This window comes from Mycobacterium asiaticum, assembly GCF_001673315.1.
Taxonomy (GTDB): domain Bacteria; phylum Actinomycetota; class Actinomycetes; order Mycobacteriales; family Mycobacteriaceae; genus Mycobacterium; species Mycobacterium asiaticum_B.
In genome coordinates, this window is record NZ_LZLQ01000003.1 from 1 (window position 1) to 24,916 (window position 24,916).

Sequence of the window (24,916 nt, forward strand, 5' to 3'; positions counted from 1 at the left end):
CGACAGCTAGCCGGTGGGACGTCTAGGACGCCCGCTCCAGGGCGGGCGAGTGTGCATCTCACGACGCTTCGCCGGCGTGTCGCGTCGTAAATTGCACACTCGCCCGACAGCTAGCCGGTGGGACGTCTAGGACGCCCGCTCCAGGGCGCGCGAGTGTGCATCTCACGACGCTTCGCCGGCGTGTCGCGTCGTAAATTGCACACTCGCCCGACAGCTAGCCGGTGGGACGTCTAGGACGCCCGCTCCAGGGCGCGCGAGTGTGCATCTCACGACGCTTCGCCGGCGTGTCGCGTCGTAAATTGCACACTCGCCCGACAGCTAGCCGGTGGGCACGACGTCGGGCGCATCCTCGATGTCACCGGTCTCGCCAGCGGCAAGCGCTCGCCGCCCGAAGTAGCCAATGTAGGAGAGGAACGCCACTTCGGCGAGGACGCCAATAGCGATGCGGGCGAAGGTCGGTAGCGGCGACGGTGTCACCATGGCTTCGATCAGGCCGGATACCAGCAACACACCGACCAGTCCGATGGCGACCGAAACGACGCCGCGCCCCTCTTCGGCCAGCACCTGGCCCCGCGGCCGCTCCCCCGGGGAAATCACCGACCAGCCCAGCCGCATCCCGATCGCGGCGGCAAGGAACACCGCTGTCAGTTCCAGCAACCCGTGCGGCAGCAGCAGACCCAGCAGCAGACCACCCTTGCCCGCCTGGAACATCAGGCCGGCGATCACTCCCACATTGGCGGCGTTCTGGAAGAGCACGAACGGTATCGGTAGGCCCAATACGACCGACATGGCAATGCACTTCGCGGCCACCCACGAGTTGTTCACCCACACTTGCAGCGCGAACGCTGCCGCCGGGTGCTCGCTGTAATAGGACTCGACGTCGTGGTTGACCAGCTCGTCGATGTCCGCCGGGGTTCCGATTACCGACTGCACCTCCGGACTGCCGGCCACCCAGAACGCCATGACCACCACGACGACGAAGAACGCTACGGCCGTGGCCAGCCACCAGCGCCAGGCACGGTAGGCGACCACCGGAAACGACACCGTCCAGAACCGGATGAAGGTACTGGTCAGCGGGGCGTGCGCGCCGGTGACAGCGGACCGTGCGCGTGCAACGAGACTCGAGAGCCGGCCGGTTACCTGCGAGTCGTTCGACACCGACCGCAGCATCGACAGGTGCGTGGACACCCGTTGATAAAGCTCGACGAGTTCGTCGATCTCAGCACCCGTCAGTGAACGGCGCTTCTTGATCAACTGGTCGAGCCGGTCCCACGTGCTGCGGTGGGTGAGCAGGAACGCGTCGACGTCCACGACCGCAGCCTACCCAGCGGCAACCGGGGCCCAGTGGCTGTACCGTTCCCCGTATGTCTGAGGTGGTAACCGGGGACGCCGTGGTGCTCGATGTTCAGATCGCCCAGTTACCGGTTCGTGCGCTGAGCGCGATCATCGACATCACTTTGATCTTCGTCGTCTACATCGTTGGCCTGATGTTGTGGGCGGCGTCCCTGTCCCAGTTCGACGAGGCTCTGACGGTCGCGTTCTTGATCATCTTCACCGTGCTGGCGATGGTCGGCTATCCAATCGTCATCGAGACCGCGACCCGGGGACGCTCGGTGGGCAAGATGGTGATGGGGCTACGTGTGGTGTCGGATGACGGAGGGCCAGAACGCTTCCGCCAGGCCGTATTTCGCGCTCTGGCGTCGGTCGTGGAGATTTGGATGCTGGTCGGCAGCCCGGCGGTGATCTGCAGTGTGTTGTCGCCGAAGGCCAAACGGGTGGGCGATATTTTCGCCGGCACCGTCGTGGTCAGCGAGCGCGGTCCCCGGTTGGGGCCGCCGCCGATGATGCCGCCGCCGCTGGCAGGGTGGGCAGCGTCCCTGCAGCTGTCCGGGCTTACCGCGGGCCAGGCCGAAGTGGCCCGCCAGTTCCTTTCTCGGGCAATGCAACTCGATCCGACCCTGCGAGATCAGATGGCTTACCGGATCGCCAGCGATGTGGTCTCGCGCATCGCCCCTCCCCCGCCACCGGGCGTACCCCCGCAACTCATTCTGGCCGCGGTGCTTGCCGAACGGCACCGCCGCGAGCTGGCCAGGCTGCATTCGAGCGCTCCTGCCCATCCGGGTCCGCCGCCCCCCGGCTGGCCGCCGGCGCCCTCCGCAGTTCCGCCAGTCGCCTGGACGCCACGAGCACCGGCACCGGAGCCGGAGCCGACGCAGTCGGCCGATCACGGGGGATTCGCACCGCCGAGTTGATCACCGGGGGACGCTGGCCGCCAGGATGGCGACATCGGCCACCAGTAGGACTAGTCCAACGACTGGCACCAGGAAACCGACCCGCCGCTTGGCGGTGAAGACCGACGCGACGATGACGAGCAGCGCCACCACCGGCGGGCCGTAGAACAAGACGTCGAAATTGATGCCAAGCCCGAGGTTGGGGCATTGGCTCTGCGTACAGGAGTCGGTGCTCATCACTGCCCCGAGCGCAAACAGCATCACTATCGCCGCTCCCGGCACGGTCAGCAGCGCCAGCACCCAGTTGACCCGGGCACGCGCCGCGCCGTCGCCTCCGACCGACCCGGCGCCGCTACCAGGACCGGAAGCCATGGTCAGGTCACGGTTGTCGCCGTTCATGCGTCAGGTGCTACCCAGCGTCGGGCGGTTGCAAACGGGTCGGGAGGCAGCGAAACATTGCGATACGTACGCTCGACGATATATCGTGATGCGTAGCGATATACCTACTCCTTCAGACGAAAGACAGACATGAACCTCCCTTTCACTCCCCCAGACGGTCCCTTTGGACCACGGCCGGGATTCGGCTTCGCTGCCGGACCAGGCCCCGTTCAGCGGCGTGCGCTGCACGGCGCTCGGCGACAGGCACGGCGAGAATTCTTCGACCAAATGCGCGGCCACGCCGCTGACCACGAAGGACCGCTGGGTTTCGGTCCCGGCGGCCCCGGTTTCGGGCCTGGTTTCGGGCCCGGGTTCGGACCGGGCTTCGGCTTCGGTGCGGGCGGCCGGCGCGGCGGCGGACGCCGGGGCGGGCGCGGTAGGCGCGGCGACGTGCGGGCGGCGATTCTGACCTTGCTGCGTGAACGTCCGATGCACGGGTACGAGATGATCCAGGAAATCGCCGAACGCAGCGACGGCATCTGGAAGCCCAGCCCCGGGTCGGTGTACCCGACATTGCAGCTACTCGCCGACGAAGGCCTGATCGCCGCCAACGACACCGACGGCAGCAAGAAATTGTTCGAGCTGACCGACGACGGACGTGCCGCCGCCGAACAGGTGTCCACCCCGCCTTGGCAGGAGATTGCCGATGGCGTGGATCCGGGTCACATCACTCTCCGGACCGCCGCGCGCCAATTGTTCGGCGCGGTTGCCCAGTCAGCCCACGCGGCCAGCCCTGAGCAGCAACAACGCATCACCGATGTGCTCAACAAAGCGCGTCGGGAGATTTATGGGATCCTCGGCGAGGACTGAGCGCCCGCCGGCCCAGGCTCCCCGCCCACGCAGCCGTGAACGTGCACAGATGAACGGCGCCGCGCTCGGCAATCTGTGCACGCTCGCCGAAACGACGGGCGCCGCAACGATGAGCGCCGCACTATGGCGCGCCGCACGATCGGGCGCCGAACGATCGGGCGCCGAACGATCCAGAAAGGCCTACGACACGTCCACCCAATCCAGGGTCCGCTCTACGGCCTTACGCCAACCGGCATAACCTTCGGCGCGCTGATCGTCGTCCCAGTTCGGCGTCCAACGCTTGTCCTCGTGCCAATTGGCGCGCAGGTCATCGGGGCCGTCCCAGAAGCCGACCGCCAGACCCGCCGCGTAGGCAGCACCCAACGCGGTCGTCTCGGCGACCACCGGCCGCACCACGTCCACACCCAGCACATCGGCCTGGATCTGCATGCACAGATCGTTGCCGGTGATGCCCCCGTCGACCTTCAACACCTCGAGGCGCACACCGGAGTCCGCTTTCATGGCATCGACCACGTCGCGGCTCTGATAGCAGATCGCTTCGAGCGTGGCGCGGGCCAGGTGAGCGTTGGTGTTGAACCGCGACAGTCCGACGATCGCCCCGCGGGCATCGGACCGCCAGTACGGCGCGAAGAGTCCCGAGAACGCCGGCACGAAATACACCCCACCGTTGTCGGCAACCTGGCGAGCCAGCGACTCGCTCTGCGCGGCACCGCTGATGATGCCCAGCTGGTCGCGCAGCCACTGCACCGCAGAACCGGTCACCGCGATCGAACCTTCCAGCGCGTAGACCGGTTTGGCGTCGCCGAACTGGTAGCAGACCGTGGTCAGCAGGCCATTGTCGGATCGCACGATCGTCTCGCCGGTATTCAGCAGCAGGAAGTTGCCGGTGCCGTAGGTGTTCTTCGCTTCCCCCGCGTCCAAGCACACCTGGCCGACCATCGCCGCGTGCTGATCACCGAGGACACCGGTGATCGGCACCTCGATGCCAACAGGACCGGCGTCGGAGGTGACGCCGTACGGCTCGACCGGAGCGGAGGGTTTGATCGTCGGCAGCATCGCTCGCGGAATGGAAAAGAACGAGAGCAGTTCATCGTCCCAGTCCAACGTCTCCAGGTTCATCAGCATGGTCCGGCTGGCATTGGTCACATCGGTGACGTGCTCGCCGCCGCGCGCACCGCCGGTGAGATTCCACAACACCCAGCTGTCGGCGGTGCCGAACAGTGCGTCGCCCCGTTCGGCATCCGCACGCAACCCGTCGACGTTTTCCAGAATCCACTGCAGCTTGCCGGCGGAGAAATAAGTGGCCGGGGGTAAACCCGCCTTGCGCCGGATGACGTCGCCGCGTCCGTCCCGATCCAGCGCTGAGGCGATGCGGTCAGTCCGGGTGTCCTGCCAGACGATCGCGTTGTAATACGGCCGCCCGGTGTTCTTGTTCCACACCAATGTCGTCTCGCGCTGGTTCGTAATTCCCAATGCCGCAATGTCTTTCGCCGAGATGTTGCTGGCGTTCAACACCGACATCAGCACCGAAACCGTGCGCTCCCAGATTTCCACCGGGTTGTGCTCGACCCAGCCGGCGCGGGGCAGGATCTGGTCATGCTCGAGTTGGTGTCGAGCCACCTCGGCGCCATCGTGGTTGAAGATCATGGCGCGGGTACTGGTAGTGCCCTGATCGATGGCGGCAACGAATTCGGCCAACTGGTCTCCTAGGGGTGACGACGGACACTCTCGTGTAATCGTCCATGATTCCCTACGTGGCCGTTGACATCGACAGCATGCCGCGCGGCGGTCCCGATGCGTCGTGGCTGGACCGTCGGCTGGAGACCAAGCGACCGGAATACATCGACCGCGACGACGTGGACGCCAAGAAGCGCGCGGCGATCCGATCCCTGGACCGGGTCGGCCGACTGTTCGGGCTGCACAAGACCATCGCCCGGATCGTGCTCGACGAAGTAGCCGATGTGCCCGATCCCAGGATCCTGGAGCTGGGATCAGGACACGGCGGGCTCGCACGGACATTGCTCGATATGCATCACAGCGCACAGGTCACGGTCTCGGACGTAGACGCCTCGCTGGTCGCGGCGATCGGCGCCGGCGCCCTCGGCTCTCATCCCCGCGCCGTCGTCCGCCAAATGGACGCAACAGCCATCGACGCCCCCGACGGCAGTTACGACCTCGCGGTTTTCGCGCTGTCATTCCATCACCTACCGCCGGCGCAGGCGTCCAGGGTGTTCGGCGAAGGCACCCGTGTCGCGAACAAGCTGGTGATCGTCGATCTGCCCCGGCCACCGTCCGTGTTGCATCTGGCCCGATTAGCTCAGATGCTGCCGCTGGCGATGTTCCCCATGCCCCACGACGGGATCATCAGTTCGCTGCGGTCCTACAGCCGCTCGGCGTTGTTGGCGTTGGCTGAACACGCCGACCCGGCGATCAACGTGGATCTGCGCGGCGGCACGGGTTTCAACAGGTCGCTACGCCCGTTGCCACAGATCGCGGTGGCAGCCCGTAGTGATCGCGAGCGCGACGCAGCCGGGTGAAGCGGGCCGCCACCATCTGGCAGGTTGCGCGTCGCTCGGTAAACCTGTTGCATCGGTGCTGTGGGCGAAGAAGTAAAGCGCACCACGTATAACCGCACACAACAGCGGGAATACCGGCGCAAAGTGCAGGTGTGCCTGGACGTTTTCGAGTCGATGCTGACCCAGACCCGCTTCGACTCCGAACGCCCGCTCACCGGCATGGAAATCGAGTGCAACCTCGTCGACGCCGACTACCAGCCCGCCATGTCCAATCGGTTCGTGCTGGAGGCCATCGCCGACCCGGCCTATCAGACCGAATTGGGCGCGTACAACATCGAATTCAACGTCCCGCCGCGCCCGCTGCCGGGCCACACCGGGTTGGATCTGGAGAAAGAGGTGCGGGCCAGCCTCAACGACGCGGAACTCAAAGCCAATTCCAGCGGCTCCCACATCGTAATGATCGGCATCCTGCCCACCTTGATGCCCAAGCACCTGATCGAGGGCTGGATGAGCGAGTCCACCCGGTACCGGGCTCTTAACAACTCGATCTCCAACGCCCGCGGCGAGGACATATCGATCGACATCGCCGGCCCGGAACCGCTGAGCTGGCAGGCTCCGTCGATTGCTCCCGAATCCGCTTGCACCAGTATGCAATTGCATTTGCAACTGGACCCGGACGACTTCGCTGCGAACTGGAACGCCGCCCAAGCCCTGGCCGGCCCGCAACTGGCACTAGCGGCGAATTCGCCCTATTTCTTCGGTCATCGACTCTGGTCGGAGACGCGCATCGAATTGTTCGCTCAGTCCACCGATACCCGTTCCGAAGAGCTGAAACGCCAGGGCGTGCGACCGCGCGTGTGGTTCGGTGAGCGCTGGATCACCTCGGTGGTGGATCTGTTCGGGGAAAATGTTCGCTATTTCCCTTCCCTGCTGCCGGAGCTCTCCGACGAGGATCCGGTTGCCGAACTGGCCGCCGGTCGAGCGCCGGTGTTATCAGAGCTACGCCTGCACAACGGCACGGTGTACCGATGGAATCGACCCGTGTACGACGTCACCGATGGACGCCCACACCTGCGCCTGGAGAACCGCGTCTTACCGGCCGGACCGAGTGTTGTTGACATGCTTGCCAATTCGGCCTTTTACTACGGCATGTTGCGCACTCTCTCCGAAGCCGAGCACCCCGTTTGGTCCGAGATGGATTTCGCGCTGGCACACCGGAATTTCCTGGAGGCGGCCCAGCAGGGCATGGAGGCTCACCTGCACTGGCCGGGTCGCGGCGACGTCAGTACGCAACGGCTGGTATTGGACACGTTGTTACCGATGGCTCACGAGGGTCTGCAGCGCTGGGGTGTCGACGGTGCCGTGCGCGAACGATTTCTCGGTGTCATCGAGGGTCGCGCCAAGGCCGGTCGCAACGGCGCGACGTGGCAGGTGGCCGCCGTCACCGCGCTGGAAGAAAGCGGCATGACCCGGCCGCGCGCCCTGGCCGAGATGCTGCGAAGGTACTGCGGGCACATGCACGCCAACGAACCGGTGCACACCTGGGATGTCTAGAAATCGTCCCTCAATTGAGTCAACCGGACACTGTTGCCGGAAGGGTCCCGGAATCCGCAGTCGATGCCATAAGGCATTTCGTGCGGTTCTTCGGTGAACTCCACACCGCGGGACTTCATCTCCGCAAAGGTGGCGTGGCAGTCCTCGGTGGTCAGGAACACGGTGCCGGCGAAGCCCTTGGCCATTAGTTCGGCGACCTGGTTATGGGTCACCTCGTCCATCACCGGCGGACCTGGAATTGCCATCAGCACGAGGGACACGTCATCTTGCCCCGGTGGCCCGACCGTCAGCCACCTGAAGTCCGCTTCCGGCAGCGAAACATCCTGCCGCACTTCCATACCCACCTGCTCGGTCCAGAATTTTAGTGCGACTCCCTGATCGTGCACCCACAGATGTGCACTGGCGATCTTCATCATGGGCACCACGCTACGGAGCGGCGGACCCGTCCGTCTTCTCCCCGTGTGCTGTCTTGACCCGACTGTCGGCGCACGGGCGGGTGTCCCGGGCCAGAATGCAGCTCGGCACCCGTGCATGCACCGATGCCGGCGGGATGCTGGCTCGATAGGCAGCGGGCGGCAACCCGTAAACCCGCGCAAAGCTGGTGGTGAAAGAACCGACGCTGCGCAGACCGACCAGCACCGCGATATCGGCGACGGACCGGTCGGTGTACCGCAGCAGTGCGGCAGCACGCTCCAGGCGGCGGGTCTGCAAGTAGGAGCGCGGCGACTCACCGAAGGTGCGGGTGAACATCCGGCTGAAGTGCGCGCGCGACAGTCGCGCGGCAGCGGCCAGGTCATCGACTGTGATCGGCTCGGCATAGTGGGCGTCGACAAAGTCCTTGGCGCGTAGCAGATACCGGGCCGGCGGAACCTGCGGCATGAGTCTCAGTATGCGGCGAGCGTACGTTGGGTCGCATGGCATCTGAGGTGATGGATTGGGACGACGCCTATCGGGAGGGTGTTTTTCAGGGACCGCCGCCGTGGAACATCGGCGAACCGCAACCCGAACTGGCCGCGTTGATCGCGGACGGCAAGATCCGCAGCGACGTGTTGGACGCCGGGTGTGGCTACGCGGAGTTGTCGCTGGCGTTGGCCGCTCAGGGTTACACAGTGGTGGGCGTCGACCTCACGCCGACCGCCGTTGCGGCGGCCAGCAAGGCGGCCCAGGAACGCGGCTTGGCCACCGCCAGCTTCGAGCAGGCCGACATCACCACGTTCAGTGGCCACGATGGACGCTTTTCCACAGTCATCGACAGCACCCTGTTTCACTCGCTGCCGGTCGAAGGCCGCGATGGCTATCTGCGCTCGGTGCACCGGGCTGCCGCGCCGGGCGCCAGTTTTTATGTGCTGGTGTTCGCCAAGGGCGCTTTCCCTGCCGAGTTGGAACCCAAGCCCAACGAAGTCGACGAGGACGAGTTGCGGGCGGCGGTCAGCGAATACTGGGAGGTCGACGAGATCCGGCCCGCTTACATCCACGCCAACGCGCCCGCGGATCCGCCGCCGATGCCCGGTCCAGCGATCGAGTTTCCGCAACACGACCTCGACGAGAAGGGCCGCGTGAAGATGCCCGCTTATCTGCTGACGGCGCACAAAGCCGATCAGTAGTTCTGCACGAAAATTCCGGCGAGATTCGAACCGATGTTCTGTAGACCTGAGAGGAGGCTGCTCACGCTCGGCGGCAGTGCCCCGATGTTGAATAGACCGGACACCGCGCCGCCCAGAACGGAGAGCCCGGAGGATCCTTCGCCGAAGACGTTGTAGCCCGAAACTCCCGTGAGTCCCAGCGGGTTACCGGTGAAGAAGCCCGAGGTATTAGACCCGTTGTTGAAGAAGCCCGAGGCGTTGGAGCCACCGGTGTTGAAGAACCCCGACGAGGTGAAGATGTCGTCGGTGGTGTTGCCGAAGCCGGGCGCCGGCGGAATCTGGAACTCGAACAGCTTCTGGCTGGCCACGAAGATGGACGGGATGTGAATTCCGGGCAGGTCGAATGCACCGACCTCGATCGGCGGAATCCCGAACGTCGGCAGTTGGAACGCTTCGGAGAAGAGCTGCGGAAGGTTGAACTCGCCGACCGAGATGGGCGGGATTCCGATTTCCGGCAGATCGAAAGCGGACGAGATGATCTGCGGCAGGTTGAACGGACCCACTGCGATGTTCGGAATCCCCAGCTCTGGCAGGAAGAACGGCGACGACGTGAGCTGCGGTAGCAGGAACTCGCCAATGCCGATCGGGGGAATCCGCAACTCCGCAGTCGAGAATTCGGGCCAACTGAGCTGGGGCAACAGGAAGTCGCTGAGCCCGATCGGCGGAATCGTGAACTCCTGCGTCGAAAACGCCGGCCAACTGAGCTGCGGAAGCAGAAAGTCGCCGAGGCCGATCGGCGGAATCGTGAACTCCTGCGTCGAAAACGCCGGCCAACTGAGCTGCGGCAACAGGAAGTCGCCGAGGCCGATCGACGGAATAGTCACCTGCGGCGTCGAGAACTGTTGCCACCCGACCGACGGCAGCGTGAACGGGTTGATGCCGATCGGCGGAACCGTCACTGCCGGGATATCGAAACCCGACAGCTGCAGCGACGGGAATACGTAGGGTCCGCCGTTATTGCTTATCGTGAGCGTCGGGAGCGTCATTGCCCCAATTTGAATACTTGGGAAGTTGAATTGCTGAATATAGCCCTGCGTGGAGCCACCAGATACGCCCGGAATACCTAGCGATATTGCGTTGAGGTTGAAGGTACCGAGTCTGATGTCATAATTTGGCGCCACCAAGTTGCCGGTTATAAGTTGAACTACCGTTTGGTTACCACCAGGGATATAGATGTTCGGGAATTGAATGCCTGGGAAATTAATCTGCGGAATGGTAACCGAAGGCAGACTCCATGGAGTTACCTCGATCAGGGGTGTCTGGAACTTGGGAATAGTAATGCTTGGCGTAGTTATCGGCGGGACCGCGATCGGCTGGGTGCTCAGCTGGGGAGTGCTGAACCCCCCGACGTTCAATGCCGGCGTGGTGTATGCCGGAATCGTTATGGCCGGAATAGTGATCTCGGGCAGGTTGAACGAACCCACCATGAGATTCGCCAGGGTCGCGCCGGCCGGGATGCTGACCGACGGCAACGTGATCGCAGGCGTCTCGAAGGAACCGACCAACAGATTCGCCAGCGTCGCCCCGGCCGGAATGTTGACCGAGGGCAGCGTAATCGCCGGTGTCTCGAAGGCCCCTACCACGAGATTGGCCAGCGTCGCACCAGAGGGAATGGTGAGCGACGGCAATAGGATCTCTGGTGTCTGGAACGCACCGAGTACCGCCTCGAGTGGCGACGCGAAGGCTCCGATCGAGATCGGCGGGATGCCGATTGTCGGCAGGCTGAAGGCAGAGATCAACACTTCTTCGGGTGACGTGAACGGTCCGATGCTGATCGGCGGAATGGTGATCTGCGGCAGTAAGAAGTCGGTCAACCGGGCAATCGGCGAAACGAACGGTCCGATGTCGATCGGCGGAACAAAGATCTGCGGGAGATCGAACGGGCTGAGCTCGATCGGCGGTATATCGACTGCGGGCAGGGTGATTTCAGGCGTGGTGACCGCGACATGGATCCCGCCCTGCTGGTTCCCGGTCCAGCCAATGCCGTTGTTCATATTGCCGGCATTGAAGGATCCGGTGTTGTAGTCACCCCAGTTGGCGAAACCGGTGTTGGTGTTACCGATGTTGAAGCTGCCTGTGTTGTACGAACCGGGGTTGATGTCGCCCGTGTTGTAGCTACCGGTGTTGAGCGCGCCCGTGTTGCCGATGCCCGCGTTGAAAGACCCCGTATTGATGGAACCGGGGTTGATGAAGCCGGTGTTGGCTATGCCCGAGTTTCCGATACCGGTGTTGAAGGATCCCGAGTTGAAGAGACCGAAGTTCCCGTTGCCCGAATTGAAGAACCCGACGTTCCCGGTGCCGGAGTTGAACAAACCCAAGTTGGCGCCACCGGAATTGAAGGCGATACCGAATTGATTGTCCCCGGTGAGGCCAATGCCGATGTTGTTGTTGCCGGTGTTGCCCAGACCAATGTTGAAGTTGCCGCTGTTGGCGAACCCCTGGTTGCCGAAACCGAAGTTCCCCAGCCCTATGTTGGAACCGCCCAAGTTGCCGAAACCGATATTCCAACTGCCCCGGTTAGCGGACCCCAGGTTGGAGTTGCCGAGGTTCCCGTCGCCGATGTTGCCGGACCCGAGATTTCCAAAGCCGAAATTGCCTGCACCGAAGTTCGCGAAACCCAGCGAAGTCTGCAGAGATTCAGCGGCGGCCGGCGCCGCGGCGGCCACCGCAGCCGAACCGGCGGCCAATTGAGCGGGCAACCCAGCCAATGCCTTCAACGGTTGAGTAAACGGCGTCAACGCCGATGCGACTGCCGACGCGCCCGCGTAGTAGTCGAACATCGCGGCCACGTCTCGGGCCCACATCAGCTCATAGTCGGCTTCAGCGGCGAAGATCGCCGGGGTGTTGAGTCCAAATAAGTTGTTCCGCGCCAGCGTGATCAGCGCGGAGCGGTTGGCCGCCACCTCCCCAGGATGAACGACGGCCGCCCGGACCGAATCGAACGCGCTCACCATATTCCGCGCCTGCGTTGCGGCCTGCTCAGCCTGGCTGGTCACCGCGCTCAACCATCCGGCGTACGGAGCGGCCGCGGCCGCCATCGCCTGCGATGCCGCGCCTTGCCATGATGCGTTCGCGAGACCCGAGGTCACCGACCCGAATGAGTCTGCCGCGACGGACAACTCGCTGGCCAGCCCCTCCCAGGCCGCGGCCGCGGCAAGCAACGGCTGTGCCCCCGCCCCAGCGAAGATCCGAAGGGAGTTGATCTCCGGCGGCAACACTGAGAAATTCATTCTTGCGACCCTTCCAAAAGCTCATCTTTGCGCGGTTCGCAGCGGGAGTACCTAGATGCGTGCCCGCCCCTTCATACGCGTACCGAGCGAAGTTACTCCACACGCGCGCAATATGCACTACTGCTTGAAGGGCGAGTTTGGAGACTTTTGGCATGGAGTGCGCGCTCCGGCACGTGCGACGGGTTTCACCCCGCGAAAGTGGCTGCAGTGGCCGAAATCAGCGCTTCGGCGAAGGCTTCCAACTCCTCGGCCGTCGTGTCGACATGTGGTGAAATCCGGAGCACAGGCTCCGCGAGTTCCATTGGCGCCCGTGGGATTCCAGCAAAGGTGGTCAAGATCCGACGCTCGGCGAGCAACCATTCGCGCACGGCTTCCGGGTCGGCACCGCCGACCGGCGCCAAAGTTGTGATCGCGGACGGTTCCTCGCGCTCTTCGACCACCACCCACCCGTCGACGTCGGCCAACAACGAACGGGTGATGCCACCCAACTCGGCCAACCGTGCGCGCACGTTCTCGGGCCCGTAAGCCAGGTGTTCACCGACGGCCACCGAGAAGCCGACCCGGGCAGCCACATTGGCCTCACCGAAGCCAAGCTGGTCAACACCTCGCGTCAATCGCTCGGTCAGTTCGGGGCGCATCGCCAGGACTCCCACCCCACGCGGCCCAGCGATCCACTTGCGCGACGACGAGTACGTGACGTCGGCACCCACTGCACAGTCGATCTGGCCCAGGGCCTGGGCGGCGTCCACAACTAGCGGGATACCGAGTTCACGGCACAGCTTTGCCACCATCGCCAACGGCTGCACGATGCCGCGGTGGCTGGCCACTGGCGTCAGGTGCACCAGGTGCGGCGGATGCTCTTGGAGCGCCAGGGCGGCGTCGTCGATGGCCAGCCGACCGTCCTCGAGAGTCGGTAGCCGACGCACCTCGAATCCGTGCGCGGCCATGACCGCCAGGTTCGGGCCGTACTCACCCGGTAGACAGGCCAGGGTTCGGGCGTCACGCAACCAACTGCCCAGCAGCAGGTCAAGCGCGTTCAGCGAACCGGTGGTGAACACCACCTCGGCCTCGGATAAGCCGCACAGCGCAGCCACCGCGGCGCGCCCGGCGTCCAGCACCGGCGTTGCGGCGTCGGCCGCAACGTATCCACCGACCTCGGCCTCGTGCAGCCCGTGCCGCGCAGCGGCGTCCAGGGCAGCGAAGCTCTGCCGCGAACAGGCCGCGTTGTCCAGGTGCAGGCCCGCCATGGCCGGCCTGGCCGCGCGCCATTGTTCGGCCAGCGCGCTAGTCACTTAACAGCCAACGACAGACCGAAGTCGCCCGCGTCGTCCGTCCACCACCGGACCCGATCCAGCCCCACTTCAGCCAGTTCGGCCCTCACCGCATCCGGACGAAACTTGCAGGACACTTCCGTCAGCATCTCCTCGCCAGCTTCGAAATCAACGGCCAGGTCCAGCGCACCAACCCGGACCCGCTGTGAACGGCCGGAGCGCAGCCACATTTCGATCCGTTCCTCTTCGGCGTTCCAGCGCGCGATGTGCTCAAAGGCGTCAACGACGAAATCAGCGTCAAGTTGGCGATTGATCACCGACAGCACGTTGAGATTGAACCGGGCCGTCACCCCGGCCGCGTCGTCGTAGGCGCGCACCAATCTGTCGGTGTCCTTGACCAGGTCCGTGCCCAACAGCAGGCTGTCCCCCGGTCGCATCACATTGGACAACGCCGTCAGAAACTCGGCGCGGGGCCCGGGCGTGAGATTGCCGATGGTCGAGCCCAAAAAGACGAACAGCCGACGCCCGCCACCGGGGATCTCGGCCAGATGCTGCTCGAAATCACCACAGACAGCGTTGATTTCGATCCCTGGGTACTCGCGCTGAATCGCGCTTGCTGCAGCCGAAAGCACATTGGCATCGACGTCGAACGGCACGAAGCGGCGCAACGCGCCGCGGTCCCGCAACGCGTTCAGCAACAAGCGGGTTTTTTCCGACGTCCCGCTGCCCAGTTCGACCAAAGTGTCGGACTGACTGGCGGCAGCAATCTCCGCAGATCGGGCGCGCAGGATGGCGGCTTCGGCGCGGGTCGGGTAGTACTCCGGCAACCGGGTGATCTGGTCGAACAGGTCGCTACCGGCCGCATCGTAGAACCATTTGGGCGGCAGGGACTTCGGCGTCTCCTGCAGGCCGGTGTACACATCACGACGCAATGCCCGCAGGGCGGCGTCTTCGGCCAGGTGATTGGACAGCGAGAGCGTCATCGAACCCCTTTCGCATGGTTCAACGCGGTCAGGGAGACACCTTCGGCGTCCACTTCCACCAAGTGCCGGTCAGGCACTTCTTCCCAGCCCGGGTCGTCGTCGTACGGTTCACTGGCGAGCACAACGCCGTCGTTGCGACGCAGCAGAAAAAGCGTGTCGCCCCATGCGGTTGCGACAAGCCGCGAGCCGTTGGCGGCCATTATGTTCAGCCTCGCCAGCGGATCGGCATCGCCTATCTGGGCGATGCTCTCACCCAGCGCATCCATACCGCGCGCGAATATCGCTGCAGCGAGTTGTGCGCTGTCGCAGATGGATTCGGCCATGGGGTGCTGTGGTAGCACCGAACGGTCCACCACACCATTGTGCGACAACAACCATTCTCCGTCGGTAAATGGTGCGGTGGAGCTGATTTCGATCGGCATGCCGACGGTCGCAGATCGCACCGCAGCCACGATGCAGTGACTGCGCAGTGCCGGCGCAACCGACTCGAATGATGTGTCCCCCCACAGAGGCGCCGCACTGCGCCAGCGCCGCGGAACGGCGCCGCCGGACCGGTCATCGAAAAAGCCCACGCCCCAACCGTCTGCGTTCATCAGACCATGCTTCTGCCGGCGCGGGGCATAGGACTGCACCCGCAGACTTTGTGGCGGATCGAGCACCAGCGAAGAAACGCTGACCACCGATCCGAGCCAGCCCAGATGGCGACACATCAGATATCCCAAGCCAATCGGACACCGGAGAAGATCTGCCGACGGTACGGGTGATCCCAATTGCGGAAGCTCGGACGCAGGATCGTGGGCTCCACGGCCCACGAACCCCCGCGCAGCACCCGATAATCACCGTCGAAGAAGGGCTGCGAATAACGTTCGTAGATCATCGGCACAAACCCGGGCCATGGACGCAGTGCTGAACTGGTCCATTCCCAAACATCACCCAGCATCTGCTCGGCCCCATAGGCGGACGCGCCGGCCGGGTAGGCCCCCACGGGCGCGGGCCGCAGCGTCGCGCCGCCCAGATTGGCGCGCTCGGCGGACGGCTCCTGTGCGCCCCATGGGTAGCGCCGCCGGGCGTTGCCGGCCGGATCCCAGGCACAGGCCTTCTCCCATTCGATTTCGGTGGGCAGACGGGCTCCGGCCCAAGCCGCATAGGCCTCGGCCTCGAAGTACGAGACGTGTTGCACTGGTTCGTCGTCCGGAATGTCCTCGGTGTACCCGAACCGGGTGCGGGTGCTCCCATCAGCGGCCCAGAAGTGCGGCGCGGTAAGGCTCGCCTGCTGGCGGTGCTGCCAACCACGTTCGGACCACCATCTCGGATTCGTGTAACCACCATCAGAGATGAAGTGCCGCCACTCGCCGTTGGTGACGGGAACACGGCCGATGCGGAAGCTCGGCACGTCGACCACATGCGCGGGGCGTTCGTTATCCAGTGAGTAAGGCTCGGTCGCAGCGTCCACGCCCAGCACGAAGGGCCCGCCGGGCACCAACACCGATGTCCCAGTCAAGCCCGGCCGACCCGGCGGAACCCGATCGGCGGCCTGTAACAGGGGCGCTCCGGTGCGCATGTTCAACGCCTGCAGCATGGTTTCGCCGTGCTGATTCTCGTGACTGATGACCAAGCCGAACTTGAACAGCCCCGGGTCCTGGGGTCCTTCGTCCGGCAGAGCATCCAGCTCGTCCAGCGCAGCAGCGCGGATCGTGCGGCAAAACGACCGCGCTTGGGCAGGCGAAAGCAGTGGCAAATTCACCCGGCTGGCCCGGGAGTGCACGAACGCGTCGTAAAGCCGTTCGACATCAGGGGTCAGCAACCCCGGCCGGTCCGGGTTACCGTCGCGCAGCAGCCACAGCTCTTCCTGCTGACCGATGTGCGCCAGGTCCCAAACCAACGGACTCATCAGTGGGTCGTACTGCCGGTGTAGCTCGGCGTCCTCGAAGTCGACGAGTCGCAACGTGCGCGTGCGGGCACGCTCCAACTCACCGGCAAGCCGTTCTCGTACCGTCACATCTCTCCCTGCGCCATCCGCGCAACGGTTGCCGCGATGCCGTTGTCGATCACCCGGTCGGAGAAATCGTCAGCAGGACATCGCCCGGTCTCTACGTTGAGCATCAGTTCTTCCATCGCGGGCATGAGCTCGGCCGGCGCCCGCTCCGTCGCGAGGGCCAGACACCGGTTGGCGGCGACGTGCAGCCGCCTATCAGAGAGTCCGACCCGGGCCGCGACGTCCCATGCGGTGGCCACCGGTTCGACGGCTTCGGCGGCGAGGTCGGCAGCGATGGGGTGGTCCAGCAGTGTGGTCAGAGTGAAGGCCAGGGCCGGCCAAACCGTCTCCGGGACAGTGTCGAGGTAGCGGATCTCTAACCACCGGCGCGGGCGTACCGGGGGAAACAGCGTGGTCAGGTGGTATTCCAGGTCGGCGATCGTGGGGCGCCTGTTACCGAGCAGCACCCGGCCGTCCGCCCAATCGGCGAACGGCACGTAGTGCGTGACTGCGACGTTGTCTCCCGCGTCCGCGCTTCGAACCATCATCACCGGCGCCTTCAGCGCGTACCGCGCCCAATCGGTGCCGGGATCGACGCCGCTGGCCCCCAGAATCGGTCCGCACCTGGCCGAATCCATCTGGCCCCAGACCCACTGACGGGTGGACTGCCAGCCGGTGAACTCGCCGGCAAGCATCGGGGAGTTGCCGGCAATTGCAATCATCGTGGGACCTAATGCGTGCGCCAGCCATACTCGGGTTGCCCAGCCCGCACGGGGGCCGGCGTCGAGATTGATCTGAATCGAAGCCGTCGAGGTCATCATGGCCGCACCCGCTGCTCCGCTGTCGCTGGCAGCGAAGAATTCTTCCATCGCGCGGTAACGCGCCCCAGGATTGACCCGCTCAGGCGGCCGCAGCGGGTCCGCACCCAGGAACACCAAACCAAGCCCGGCCTCGGCCAACGTGGACCGGAGCACCGCCTGATCACGCCTCATGCCATCGATCGCCGACGGCACACCGACGGCTGGTGGGCCCGAAAGTTCAACGGCACCACCAGGTTCCATGGTGATGACGCTCCCACCAGGGAGAGGACCGATCCATTTCAGAACATCGTTGAGTTCGTCCCAGCCAGGGCGACGAAATGGATCGGCAGGGTCGAAGCAGTGCGCCTCGAGTTCCAGGCCGATGCGCCCCAGCGGGCCGTCGACGAGGCAGCCCTCGGCGATGTACTGCACGGCAGCCGCGGAACCGGTTATTGCGGTGTCAGCCGGCTGGACATGGTCCAGTGGTGCGTGCGCAGCGGTCGTGGCGATGCGTGTCACCATCACTTCATCTTCCAGATGGGTCCGACATATTCCCGGACCCGGGCGGCTAGACCCTCGCCGAGACGTCGACGTCGACGTTGCCCCGGGTGGCCTTGGAGTACGGGCACACCTGGTGGGCTTGCTCGACCAGATCGTCGGCCGCGCTCTGCTCCAGGCCAGGCAGGTACCCGACGATCTTGCCGGTGAGCCCGAACCCACCTTCGGCGTCCTTGCCGAACCCGATCTCGACGGTGACATCGGTGGCGTCATCGAGCTTGACCTTCGCTTTGCCCGCGACCAGTCGCAGCGCCCCCAGGAAGCACGCCGCATAACCCGCCGAGAACAACTGCTCGGGGTTGGTGCCCTCGCCGTTGCCGCCCATTGCCGTCGGCGGACGGGTGTCCAGGTCGATGCGGCCGTCGTCGGACTTTACGTGCCCGTCACGCCCGCCGCCCGTCGCCGTTGACTTGGTGGTGTAAACGACATCAATGCTCATGGCCTCGATCATGCCAGCCGAGGCTGATCAGCCAAGGTTCGCCCGGACTCCTTCCTCCACCTTCTTTCCCAGGTCGGCGTCCACGTTGCGCCAGTACTCGAACACCCGGGACAGCACCGGCTCCTTCACGCCTTCGGAGACATGCCCAATTATGTTGTTGGCCAGCCGGTCTCGTGCCGCGTCGTCGAGAACCTCGCGTACCAGGGTGCCGGCCTGCCCCCAGTCGTCATCCTCGGCACGCAACGTGTACGCAGAGCGCACCATTTCGCCGTCGGCGAACCAACGCACCTCGGCAGCGCGGCGCGGGTCGGCTTGTGGACCGCCATAGGAGTTGGGCGCATACACCGGATCCGACGCATTCTTGATCCGCATCGCCCCGTCCTTGGAGTAGCTGTTGACCTCCACCTTCGGCGTATTGACCGGGATCTGCCGATAGTTCGTGCCCAGGCGGGCCCGGTGTGCGTCGGAGTAGGAGAAGCCGCGGGCGAGCAGCATCTTGTCCGGACTCAGACCGGTCCCGGGCACGATGTTGTTGGGCTCGAAGGCGGCCTGCTCGATCTCGGTGTGGTAGTCGGTGACGTTGCGATTCAGCGTCATCCTGCCGACGTCGATCAGCGGATAGTCGCCGTGCGGCCACACCTTGGTGAGGTCGAACGGGTTGTACCGGTAGGTCTTGGCCTCCTCGAACGGCATGATCTGCATCTTCAGCGTCCAACTCGGATACTCGCCGCGTTCGATCGTGTCGTAGAGATCGCGCTGGTGATAGTCGCCGTCCTCACCGGCCAGCCGATCGGCGTCCTCCTGGGTGAGGAAATCGACGCCCTGGTCGGTGATGAAGTGGTACTTGACCCAGAAGATCTCGTCGGCGGCGTTGATCCAGCTGTAGGTGTGGCTGCTGTAGCCGTTCATGTGCCGCCAGGACTTCGGGATGCCACGGTCACCCATCAGCCAAGTGACTTGATGCGCCGATTCGGGCACCAGGGTCCAGAAGTCCCACTGCATGTTGTGGTCGCGAACATTGCTGGCCTGCAACCGCTTCTGCGAACGAATGAAGTGCTGGAACTTCATCGGATCACGCATGAAGAAGACCGGCGTGTTGTTGCCGACCATGTCGAAGTTGCCCTCCGACGTGTAGAACTTCAGCGCGAAACCCCGCGGGTCCCGCCAGGTGTCTGGGCTGCCGCGCTCGCCGGCGACCGTGGAGAATCTGGCCAGCATGTCGGTCTTGGTGCCCGGCTGGAAGACCGCGGCCCGGGTGAATTTGCTGACATCGTTGGTGACCTCGAAGGTGCCAAAAGCACCACCGCCCTTGGCATGTGGCTGCCGCTCTGGAATGCGTTCGCGGTTGAACTGGGCCATCTGCTCGATCAGGTAGTGATCCTGCAGCAGGATCGGACCGTCGGGACCGATGGTCAACGAATCCGTGTCGCTCGGCGCTGGGTTGCCGGCGTCAGTGGTGGTGAAGCGCTCAGTCATTGAGAATCTCCTCGTTGTTGGGCTGGTGCGGGGCTGGGCTCGCGGTTAGCGACCCGGGGGGCTGGCGGGCGTGCTGGGAGCGGGACTGGTCGGCGATTGAGCAGGCCCCTGGGAGCCGGGCGGGGAGCCGGGTCCCATTCCGGGCGGGGGCGGCCCACCGGGGTACCAGAACTGCCATCCCGCGCCCGGACCGCCGGGGCCACCAGGGCCCCCCTGGAATTGACCGTGGTGGTGGCGGTGGTGGTGGTGATGGCATTTGCCGCCGCCGAAGGCCATGGCGGCGGCGAAGAACAGGGTCGAAGCGATGAAGATAATGCCCGCGACAATTACCACCCAGGCTGCGACCCGATACAGCCGCGGCGGTTTCTCCACATATGCGGGCGCGGGCGGGGTCGTGGCGACCGAAGCCGGGGGGACGGATGGTTCGGGAGTATCACTCATGCCTTCGAATATTGCTCAGGTACGCGACACCGTAAAGGCCTGAGTCGACAAAGATGCCGTGAATTGATGTAGCCCGGTGCTCGAATGAGCACCGGGCTACTGGTGAAGGGTGTCAGCGGCCGGGGGCCGGGGCTGGGGCTGTCGAAGGCGCCACCGACGTGGGCACCTGGCTGGGCCCACCCGGCGCGGTGCCGGGGCCCATCTGCGAGCCACCGCCGTTGGGGGATCCCGACCGGTGGAACATGGCCGGGTGGTGCTTGTGGTGATGGCCGTGGTGGCCGCCATGGCCGCTGGCCAGCCCCAGTCGGAAGCCGGTGAAGAAGATGACCGAGACGATGAAGACGATCCCGGCGACGATTGCGACCCATGCCGCCGCGCTGAAGACCTTGGGGGTGGTGTGCACGGTTTGCGCCGGGGCTACTGCAGTGGAAGTCCGCGTGGTCGGAGTTTCAGAAATTTCGCTCATGAAACGCATGATGCCTGCGCAACCAGTAGTGGGCGCTATGCGCACCCTATGTAGCAGCTGTGAGCCGCCGGCTCCCATCGGGCCGCCGTGGCATAGCAAGTGCAGTTCCAAGGATCCAGGCAAATAGCAGCGCAGGCATTCCCGTAATGGAGAAGCCCTCGAGCGACAGCGGCCCAGCGTGAACGATGAACGCTGCGAGCAGCAGGGGATGCACCGCAGCGGCAACGAAAGCCAGATGAGCTGAATACCGAGGTAGTACCCGGTAGCGGTAGACCGCGACAGCAAACGACCCGAGCGCCACGACCGTCGGCATCCCCGACATCGCCAGCAAGCCGAAAGTGAGGTCGTAGAGCAGCGCTGAGGTATCGGCGTTGCGGTTTCGATAAAGCAGCAGGTCGAAGGCAGTGAACCCGTTGAGCAATAGGATCACGCATCCCGCGAATCCCGCCCCGAAACACTTTGGAAGCGGCGATCTCGAGGGGAGTCGATCGCACAGGTAGGCCCATACCGCCGCGCCGAAAATGAGCCAGAGCGTGACGCCCGCAGTATTGAGCAGCATTGTCACGACCAGTCGATCGTGGTGAGTCGTAGCCCACAATGCCACTTCGGCGCCGGACCTCTCTGTTCCCGGGAAGGACCAGATCGGGTAGACCACCAGCGTTGCCGCGGGAAGGATGAAGCCGACCGTCCCGGCCCACCGCGCCACACGCGCCGTGCCAGGCGGTCTGCCATGTTGCACCGACGCGCCCTCGCTCACGTTCACTCCAATACCCCAGTCTTACCAATGGATAGTTTTCTCCGTATCGGCCAGTCTGCCGGTTCTGGCGGAACTTATCAATGGTCAGATGCGTCGGTAGAGTGCCCGCTATGGCAACTGGTTCCCCGCGCCCCTATCACCACGGGCACTTGGAGCGAGCCGCAATTGACGGCGCCATCGAGGAAGTCGAAACCGTTGGGGTCGTCGGTGTGAGCATGCGTCGTATAGCCCGCCGGGCAGGCGTCTCACATGCCGCGCTTTCTTACCAATTCGGTGACAAGGCAGGCATTTTCACTGCAGTCGCGACCGAAGGGTTTCGTCTCCAGGCCGAGATGATCGGCGCGGCTGCGACCGGTCCCGACGGCTTCATTCAGGGCGGTCAGGCCTACATCGCCTTTGCCCTCACGCACCGCGGCCACTTCGAGGTGATGTTCCGCCCTTATCTGTACCGGAGCGAGGATCCGGAGCTGGTGCAAGCGAAGACCGCGGCGTTCGAAATCCTGTACGGCACCGCCCGAACCAGTCTCGCTTCACACCGCGCGGGACCTGTGACCGACGATGAAGTTCAAGCGCTGGCCATGGCGGGCTGGTCGTTGTCGCACGGATTCGCCACCCTCGCTTTGACGGCAAACATTCCGGAAGTATTCGAGGCAAACCCCGGCGAGCTCGCCGCAAAGATGACTCAAGGCGTCGTCACACTGGGAGAACTGGCGAAACCGCGCAGCGAGCCCGCGAACTAACCCTGTACTGCCAGCCGCTCGGCGATCTGGATGGTGTTGAGCGCCGCACCCTTGCGCAGGTTGTCCCCCGATACGAACAACGCCAGGCCCCGGCCTTCCGGTACACCCGGGTCCTGCCGGATGCGTCCGACCAGCGATTCGTCGACCCCGGCAGCGGCCAGCGGCGTCGGCACGTCGACCAGCTTCACGCCCGGCGCCAGCTCGAGCAGTTCACGAGCCCGCTCGGGTGAGATCGGCCGGGCGAATTCGGCGTTGATCGACAGGGAGTGGCCGGTGAACACCGGAACTCGCACACAGGTGCCACTGACCATCAGGTCGGGGATGCCCAGGATTTTGCGGCTCTCCGAACGCAGCTTCTGGTCCTCGTCGGTCTCACCCGAGCCGTCGTCCACCAATGAGCCGGCCAGCGCCACCACGTTGAACGCGATCGGTGCGACGTACTTGCGCGGCGGCGGGAACTCGACCGCGCCACCGTCGTGTACCAACTCTTCGGCGTCGTCCAGGACCGCGCGTGCCTGCGTCGCCAATTCCTCGACCCCGGCCAGGCCACTTCCGGACACCGCCTGATAGGTCGAGGCGATCAGCCGCACCAACTGAGCTTCGTCATGCAGCACCTTGAGAACCGGCATGGCGGCCATCGTGGTGCAGTTCGGGTTGGCGATGATGCCTTTCTTGAGAGGCCCGGCCCGGCGGACATCTCTCTCGAAGTTGACTTCAGACACCACCAACGGCACGTCGGGATCCTTACGCCACGCCGACGAGTTGTCGATGACCGTGGCGCCGGCCGCAGCGAACCGGGGCGCCTGGACCCGGGACATGGTCGCCCCGGCGGAGAACAACGCAATGTCCAGCCCGCTCGGGTCGGCGGTCTCGGCGTCTTCTACCTCGATCTCCTGGCCACGGAATGGGAGTTTGCGGCCCTGCGACCGGGCCGAGGCAAAGAACCGCACCGCCGTCGCGGGGAAATCACGCTCTTCGAGCAGCGTGCGCATCACCTGGCCGACCTGTCCGGTGGCCCCGACTATCCCTATTGACAATCCGGTCGCAACCATTACCTGCCCGTTCCCGCGTACACCGTCGCCTCCTCGTCCCCGCCGAGCCCGAACGCCTCATGCAACGCCACAACGGCCTTGTCTAGTTCGGTATCGCGACACAACACGGAAATGCGGATTTCGGAGGTGGAAATCAGCTCGATATTGACGCCGACCGCCGCCAGCGCCTCGCAGAATGTCGCCGTGACGCCAGGGTGGCTGCGCATGCCGGCACCGATCAGCGACACCTTGCCGATGTGGTCGTCGTAGAGCAGCTGGGCGAACCCGATCTCGCTCTTGAGCGAATCCAGCTTCGCCACCGCGGTCGGTCCACTGTCGCGCGAGCAGGTGAACGTGATGTCGGTCTTGCCGTCCTCGATCTTGGAGACGTTCTGCAGCACCATGTCGATGTTCACGTCCGCATCCGCGACCGCGCGGAACACCCTTGCCGCGTAACCCGGGATGTCGGGGATCCCGACGATGGTCACCTTGGCCTCGCTGCGGTCGTGTGCGACGCCGGTCAGAAGGGGGCTTTCCATGGGTTTGTCCTTGATCGATCCGACAACGACGGTGCCCGGCCGGTCCGAGTACGACGACCGGACGTGCACCGGGAGGTTGTAGCGCCGGGCATATTCCACGCAGCGCAGCATCAGCACTTTGGCGCCGCAGGCAGCCAACTCGAGCATCTCTTCGAAAGTGACGGTGTCCAGCTTGCGGGCCTTGGGCATGATCCGCGGGTCGGCGCTGAAGATGCCGTCCACGTCGGTGTAGATCTCACACACATCGGCGCCCAGCGCCGCGGCCAGCGCGACCGCCGTCGTGTCCGACCCGCCGCGGCCCAGCGTGGTGACGTCGCGGGTGTCCTGGCTGACGCCCTGGAAGCCGGCGACCAGCACGACCCGGCCCTCGTCCAGCGCCGCCTGCACCCGGCCGGGCGTGACGTCGATGATCTTGGCGTTGCCATGGGTGCCGGTGGTGATCACGCCCGCTTGCGAACCGGTGAAAGATCGGGCGTGCGCGCCCAGCGACTCGATCGCCATGGCTACTAACGCGTTGGAGATCCGCTCACCAGCCGTGAGCAGCATGTCGAGTTCCCGCGGCGGCGGGACGGGGCAGACCTGTTGAGCCAGATCGAGCAGGTCATCGGTGGTGTCTCCCATTGCCGAGACCACGACCACCACGTCATTGCCCTGCTTCTTGGTCTCGACGATCCGCTCGGCGACACGGCGAATCCGATCGGCGTCGGACACCGAGGATCCGCCGTATTTCTGCACGACGAGCGCCAATGATCTGTTCCTGTCTGGGGAATGTCCTGGATTTGAGTCCACAACAGAATACGTGCCAGCGCAGCTCGATTAATCCGACGGCAACCAGGCAGTGAGTGCGACCCCAGGGATTCGCGTGTGTTGTTACGGATCGGGTGTGCGTTCGGGGATTCGCGTGTGCGCTCAGGGAATCGCGTGTGCGTTCAGGGATTCGCGTGTGCGTTCAGGGATTCGCGTGTGCGCTCAGGGAATCGCGTGTGCGTTCAGGGATTCGCGTGTGCGCTCAGGGATT

General features: G+C 64.6%; 24 protein-coding genes. 6 read left to right on the forward strand and 18 right to left on the reverse strand.

What is annotated here, in order from left to right:
- Positions 1-318 precede the first annotated feature (318 nt).
- A complete protein-coding gene (locus A5636_RS00190) occupies positions 319-1,311 on the reverse strand; it encodes a stage II sporulation protein M (protein ID WP_065156693.1) in 993 nt (330 codons plus the stop codon).
- 53 nt (positions 1,312-1,364) lie between these two features.
- Between A5636_RS00190 and A5636_RS00195 the strand changes: the two genes are divergently transcribed.
- A complete protein-coding gene (locus A5636_RS00195; RefSeq protein ID WP_065156694.1) occupies positions 1,365-2,252 on the forward strand; it encodes an RDD family protein in 888 nt (295 codons plus the stop codon).
- Here A5636_RS00195 and A5636_RS00200 read toward each other — a convergent pair whose 3' ends face one another.
- Positions 2,253-2,630, reverse strand: a complete 378-nt coding sequence (locus A5636_RS00200; RefSeq protein ID WP_065156695.1) for a hypothetical protein — start codon at positions 2,628-2,630, stop codon at positions 2,253-2,255.
- A 129-nt stretch (positions 2,631-2,759) separates the two neighbouring features.
- Here A5636_RS00200 and A5636_RS00205 point away from each other — a divergent pair, with 129 nt between their 5' ends.
- Positions 2,760-3,479: a PadR family transcriptional regulator gene (locus A5636_RS00205; protein ID WP_065156696.1), complete on the forward strand. Its 720-nt coding sequence runs from the start codon at positions 2,760-2,762 to the stop codon at positions 3,477-3,479.
- Between the two features lie 180 nt (positions 3,480-3,659).
- On the opposite strand, the gene glpK is transcribed toward A5636_RS00205, so the two are convergent.
- Positions 3,660-5,216: a glycerol kinase GlpK gene (gene glpK, locus A5636_RS00210; RefSeq protein ID WP_081287507.1), complete on the reverse strand. Its 1,557-nt coding sequence runs from the start codon at positions 5,214-5,216 to the stop codon at positions 3,660-3,662.
- Between the two features lie 5 nt (positions 5,217-5,221).
- On the opposite strand from glpK, the gene A5636_RS00215 reads away from it, so the two are divergent.
- Both A5636_RS00215 and A5636_RS00220 read left to right on the forward strand, forming a co-directional pair.
- On the forward strand, positions 5,222-6,016 hold the full coding sequence (locus A5636_RS00215; RefSeq protein ID WP_065156698.1) for a class I SAM-dependent methyltransferase: 795 nt from the start codon (positions 5,222-5,224) through the stop codon (positions 6,014-6,016).
- 60 nt (positions 6,017-6,076) lie between these two features.
- The gene (locus A5636_RS00220; RefSeq protein WP_065156699.1) at positions 6,077-7,549 is read left to right on the forward strand and encodes a glutamate--cysteine ligase; all 1,473 of its coding nucleotides are present in this window, start codon (positions 6,077-6,079) and stop codon (positions 7,547-7,549) included.
- Here A5636_RS00220 and A5636_RS00225 read toward each other — a convergent pair.
- Both A5636_RS00225 and A5636_RS00230 read right to left on the reverse strand, forming a co-directional pair.
- Positions 7,546-7,965, reverse strand: a complete 420-nt coding sequence (locus A5636_RS00225; protein ID WP_065156721.1) for a VOC family protein — start codon at positions 7,963-7,965, stop codon at positions 7,546-7,548. The two genes, A5636_RS00220 and A5636_RS00225, sit on opposite strands and share 4 nt — an antisense overlap.
- Positions 7,966-7,975: 10 nt before the next feature.
- Positions 7,976-8,428, reverse strand: coding sequence for a helix-turn-helix domain-containing protein (locus A5636_RS00230; protein ID WP_065156700.1), 453 nt, complete (start codon positions 8,426-8,428; stop codon positions 7,976-7,978).
- A gap of 35 nt (positions 8,429-8,463) precedes the next feature.
- Here A5636_RS00230 and A5636_RS00235 point away from each other — a divergent pair, with 35 nt between their 5' ends.
- On the forward strand, positions 8,464-9,153 hold the full coding sequence (locus A5636_RS00235) for a class I SAM-dependent methyltransferase (RefSeq protein ID WP_065156701.1): 690 nt from the start codon (positions 8,464-8,466) through the stop codon (positions 9,151-9,153).
- Here the strand turns inward: A5636_RS00235 and A5636_RS00240 are convergent.
- From A5636_RS00240 to A5636_RS00290, 11 genes are all read right to left on the reverse strand, one after another.
- Positions 9,147-12,422, reverse strand: a complete 3,276-nt coding sequence (locus A5636_RS00240) for a PPE family protein (RefSeq protein ID WP_065156702.1) — start codon at positions 12,420-12,422, stop codon at positions 9,147-9,149. The two genes, A5636_RS00235 and A5636_RS00240, sit on opposite strands and share 7 nt — an antisense overlap.
- A 185-nt stretch (positions 12,423-12,607) precedes the next feature.
- On the reverse strand, positions 12,608-13,714 hold the full coding sequence (gene egtE, locus A5636_RS00245) for an ergothioneine biosynthesis PLP-dependent enzyme EgtE (protein WP_065156703.1): 1,107 nt from the start codon (positions 13,712-13,714) through the stop codon (positions 12,608-12,610).
- Positions 13,711-14,676 carry an L-histidine N(alpha)-methyltransferase gene (gene egtD / locus A5636_RS00250; RefSeq protein ID WP_065156704.1) on the reverse strand — a complete coding sequence of 322 codons (966 nt, stop codon included), beginning with the start codon at positions 14,674-14,676 and terminating at the stop codon, positions 13,711-13,713. The genes egtE and egtD overlap by 4 nt, the downstream gene beginning before the upstream one ends.
- Complete coding sequence (gene egtC / locus A5636_RS00255; protein ID WP_065156705.1) at positions 14,673-15,386, reverse strand: ergothioneine biosynthesis protein EgtC; 714 nt, start codon at positions 15,384-15,386, stop codon at positions 14,673-14,675. The genes egtD and egtC overlap by 4 nt, the downstream gene beginning before the upstream one ends.
- The gene (gene egtB / locus A5636_RS00260) at positions 15,386-16,675 is read right to left on the reverse strand and encodes an ergothioneine biosynthesis protein EgtB (protein WP_065156706.1); all 1,290 of its coding nucleotides are present in this window, start codon (positions 16,673-16,675) and stop codon (positions 15,386-15,388) included. The genes egtC and egtB overlap by 1 nt, the downstream gene beginning before the upstream one ends.
- Positions 16,672-17,973 carry an ergothioneine biosynthesis glutamate--cysteine ligase EgtA gene (egtA, locus tag A5636_RS00265; RefSeq protein ID WP_081287504.1) on the reverse strand — a complete coding sequence of 434 codons (1,302 nt, stop codon included), beginning with the start codon at positions 17,971-17,973 and terminating at the stop codon, positions 16,672-16,674. The genes egtB and egtA overlap by 4 nt, the downstream gene beginning before the upstream one ends.
- A gap of 46 nt (positions 17,974-18,019) precedes the next feature.
- Complete coding sequence (locus tag A5636_RS00270; RefSeq protein WP_172827120.1) at positions 18,020-18,448, reverse strand: organic hydroperoxide resistance protein; 429 nt, start codon at positions 18,446-18,448, stop codon at positions 18,020-18,022.
- A 27-nt stretch (positions 18,449-18,475) separates the two neighbouring features.
- The gene (locus A5636_RS00275) at positions 18,476-19,924 is read right to left on the reverse strand and encodes a catalase (protein WP_065156708.1); all 1,449 of its coding nucleotides are present in this window, start codon (positions 19,922-19,924) and stop codon (positions 18,476-18,478) included.
- Between the two features lie 45 nt (positions 19,925-19,969).
- Positions 19,970-20,365, reverse strand: a complete 396-nt coding sequence (locus A5636_RS25105) for a hypothetical protein (protein ID WP_081287505.1) — start codon at positions 20,363-20,365, stop codon at positions 19,970-19,972.
- A 112-nt stretch (positions 20,366-20,477) separates the two neighbouring features.
- Positions 20,478-20,831 (reverse strand): hypothetical protein, encoded by a 354-nt coding sequence (locus A5636_RS00285; protein WP_065156723.1) that lies wholly within the window; start codon positions 20,829-20,831, stop codon positions 20,478-20,480.
- Positions 20,832-20,877: 46 nt separating this feature from the next.
- Complete coding sequence (locus A5636_RS00290) at positions 20,878-21,396, reverse strand: hypothetical protein (protein ID WP_253900427.1); 519 nt, start codon at positions 21,394-21,396, stop codon at positions 20,878-20,880.
- Positions 21,397-21,698: 302 nt separating this feature from the next.
- Between A5636_RS00290 and A5636_RS00295 the strand changes: the two genes are divergently transcribed.
- Entirely contained in the window at positions 21,699-22,328 is a 630-nt protein-coding gene (locus A5636_RS00295) for a TetR/AcrR family transcriptional regulator (protein ID WP_065156711.1), read from the forward strand.
- On the opposite strand, the gene A5636_RS00300 is transcribed toward A5636_RS00295, so the two are convergent.
- Both A5636_RS00300 and A5636_RS00305 read right to left on the reverse strand, forming a co-directional pair.
- Positions 22,325-23,380 carry an aspartate-semialdehyde dehydrogenase gene (locus A5636_RS00300; RefSeq protein ID WP_065156712.1) on the reverse strand — a complete coding sequence of 352 codons (1,056 nt, stop codon included), beginning with the start codon at positions 23,378-23,380 and terminating at the stop codon, positions 22,325-22,327. The genes A5636_RS00295 and A5636_RS00300 overlap by 4 nt on opposite strands.
- The gene (locus A5636_RS00305; protein WP_065156713.1) at positions 23,380-24,645 is read right to left on the reverse strand and encodes an aspartate kinase; all 1,266 of its coding nucleotides are present in this window, start codon (positions 24,643-24,645) and stop codon (positions 23,380-23,382) included. Before A5636_RS00305 ends, A5636_RS00300 begins: the two co-directional genes overlap by 1 nt.
- Positions 24,646-24,916 lie beyond the last annotated feature (271 nt).

What these genes read in the sequence shown, in the direction of transcription:
- A5636_RS00195 (WP_065156694.1), top strand. Translation starts at nt 1,365, where the DNA reads ATGTCTGAGGTGGTAACCGGGGACGCCGTGGTGCTCGATGTTCAGATC.
- A5636_RS00200 (WP_065156695.1), bottom strand. Translation starts at nt 2,630, where the DNA reads ATGAACGGCGACAACCGTGACCTGACCATGGCTTCCGGTCCTGGTAGC.
- A5636_RS00205 (WP_065156696.1), top strand. Translation starts at nt 2,760, where the DNA reads ATGAACCTCCCTTTCACTCCCCCAGACGGTCCCTTTGGACCACGGCCG.
- A5636_RS00215 (WP_065156698.1), top strand. Translation starts at nt 5,222, where the DNA reads ATGATTCCCTACGTGGCCGTTGACATCGACAGCATGCCGCGCGGCGGT.
- A5636_RS00225 (WP_065156721.1), bottom strand. Translation starts at nt 7,965, where the DNA reads ATGATGAAGATCGCCAGTGCACATCTGTGGGTGCACGATCAGGGAGTC.
- A5636_RS00230 (WP_065156700.1), bottom strand. Translation starts at nt 8,428, where the DNA reads ATGCCGCAGGTTCCGCCGGCCCGGTATCTGCTACGCGCCAAGGACTTT.
- A5636_RS00235 (WP_065156701.1), top strand. Translation starts at nt 8,464, where the DNA reads ATGGCATCTGAGGTGATGGATTGGGACGACGCCTATCGGGAGGGTGTT.
- A5636_RS00240 (WP_065156702.1), bottom strand. Translation starts at nt 12,422, where the DNA reads ATGAATTTCTCAGTGTTGCCGCCGGAGATCAACTCCCTTCGGATCTTC.
- egtD (WP_065156704.1), bottom strand. Translation starts at nt 14,676, where the DNA reads ATGACGCTCTCGCTGTCCAATCACCTGGCCGAAGACGCCGCCCTGCGG.
- egtC (WP_065156705.1), bottom strand. Translation starts at nt 15,386, where the DNA reads ATGTGTCGCCATCTGGGCTGGCTCGGATCGGTGGTCAGCGTTTCTTCG.
- egtA (WP_081287504.1), bottom strand. Translation starts at nt 17,973, where the DNA reads ATGGTGACACGCATCGCCACGACCGCTGCGCACGCACCACTGGACCAT.
- A5636_RS00270 (WP_172827120.1), bottom strand. Translation starts at nt 18,448, where the DNA reads ATGAGCATTGATGTCGTTTACACCACCAAGTCAACGGCGACGGGCGGC.
- A5636_RS00275 (WP_065156708.1), bottom strand. Translation starts at nt 19,924, where the DNA reads ATGACTGAGCGCTTCACCACCACTGACGCCGGCAACCCAGCGCCGAGC.
- A5636_RS25105 (WP_081287505.1), bottom strand. Translation starts at nt 20,365, where the DNA reads ATGAGTGATACTCCCGAACCATCCGTCCCCCCGGCTTCGGTCGCCACG.
- A5636_RS00285 (WP_065156723.1), bottom strand. Translation starts at nt 20,831, where the DNA reads ATGAGCGAAATTTCTGAAACTCCGACCACGCGGACTTCCACTGCAGTA.
- A5636_RS00295 (WP_065156711.1), top strand. Translation starts at nt 21,699, where the DNA reads ATGGCAACTGGTTCCCCGCGCCCCTATCACCACGGGCACTTGGAGCGA.
- A5636_RS00300 (WP_065156712.1), bottom strand. Translation starts at nt 23,380, where the DNA reads ATGGTTGCGACCGGATTGTCAATAGGGATAGTCGGGGCCACCGGACAG.